At 47.4% G+C, this 1,652-nt stretch carries 1 protein-coding gene; it reads left to right on the top strand.

Annotated elements, in window-relative coordinates; genetic code table 11:
* Window positions 1-1,652, top strand: a 1,652-nt coding sequence (locus Q1A15_RS20890; protein ID WP_363322696.1) for a hypothetical protein, incomplete at both ends; no start/stop codon positions are given.

The raw sequence follows: 1,652 nt of genomic DNA, 5'->3' as shown, positions 1-1,652 counted from the left end.
AAAGGTGAAGTTGGCGATAAAGGACCTGTTGGAGACAAAGGTGAAGTTGGTGACAAAGGACCTGTTGGAGACAAAGGCGAAGTCGGAGATAAAGGTGAAGTTGGCGATAAAGGACCTGTAGGTGATAAAGGCGAAGTTGGTGATAAAGGACCTGTAGGTGATAAAGGCGAAGTTGGTGATAAAGGACCTGTCGGCGACAAAGGTGAAGTCGGTGATAAAGGAGAAGTTGGAGATAAAGGGCCTGTTGGAGACAAAGGTGAAGTTGGTGACAAAGGACCTGTAGGTGATAAAGGCGAAGTTGGTGATAAAGGACCTGTCGGAGACAAAGGTGAAGTCGGTGATAAAGGACCTGTCGGAGATAAAGGTGAAGTTGGTGATAAAGGGCCTGTCGGAGATAAAGGTGAAGTTGGCGATAAAGGACCTGTTGGAGACAAAGGCGAAGTTGGTGATAAAGGTGAAGTTGGTGACAAAGGACCTGTAGGTGATAAAGGCGAAGTTGGTGATAAAGGACCTGTCGGCGACAAAGGTGAAGTCGGTGATAAAGGACCTGTCGGAGAGAAAGGTGAAGTTGGTGATAAAGGGCCTGTCGGAGATAAAGGTGAAGTTGGCGATAAAGGACCTGTTGGAGACAAAGGCGAAGTTGGTGATAAAGGACCTGTCGGAGACAAAGGTGAAGTTGGCGATAAAGGACCTGTTGGAGATAAAGGCGAAGTTGGTGATAAAGGACCTGTCGGAGATAAAGGTGAAGTTGGCGATAAAGGACCTGTTGGAGACAAAGGCGAAGTTGGTGATAAAGGACCTGTCGGAGATAAAGGTGAAGTTGGTGACAAAGGACCTCTCGGAGATAAAGGCGAAGTTGGTGACAAAGGCGAAGTTGGTGACAAAGGCGAAGTTGGAGATAAAGGTGAAGTTGGTGACAAAGGCGAAGTCGGTGACAAAGGCGAAGTTGGTGACAAAGGACCTGTCGGAGATAAAGGACCTGTAGGTGATAAAGGCGAAGTTGGTGATAAAGGACCTGTCGGCGACAAAGGTGAAGTCGGTGATAAAGGACCTGTCGGAGATAAAGGTGAAGTTGGCGATAAAGGACCTGTTGGAGACAAAGGCGAAGTTGGTGATAAAGGACCTGTCGGAGATAAAGGTGAAATCGGTGATAAAGGAGAAGTTGGAGATAAAGGGCCTGTTGGAGACAAAGGTGAAGTTGGTGACAAAGGACCTGTAGGTGATAAAGGTGAAGTTGGTGATAAAGGACCTGTTGGTGACAAAGGTGAAGTTGGCGATAAAGGACCTGTTGGAGACAAAGGCGAAGTCGGTGATAAAGGACCTGTCGGAGATAAAGGTGAAGTTGGTGATAAAGGACCTGTTGGAGACAAAGGTGAAGTCGGTGATAAAGGACCTGTCGGTGACAAAGGCGAAGTTGGTGACAAAGGTGAAGTCGGTGATAAAGGACCTGTCGGAGATAAAGGTGAACTTGGTGATAAAGGGCCTGTCGGTGACAAAGGCGAAGTTGGTGATAAAGGACCTGTCGGAGATAAAGGTGAAATCGGTGATAAAGGAGAAGTTGGAGATAAAGGGCCTGTTGGAGACAAAGGTGAAGTTGGTGACAAAGGACCTGTAGGTGATAAAGGCGAAGTTGGTGATAAAGGACCTGTCGG

Origin of the sequence: uncultured Tenacibaculum sp. (assembly GCF_947495995.1) — a bacterium.
Classification (GTDB): Bacteria; Bacteroidota; Bacteroidia; order Flavobacteriales; family Flavobacteriaceae; genus Polaribacter.
This window is presented reverse-complemented; position numbering and strand designations above follow the sequence as displayed.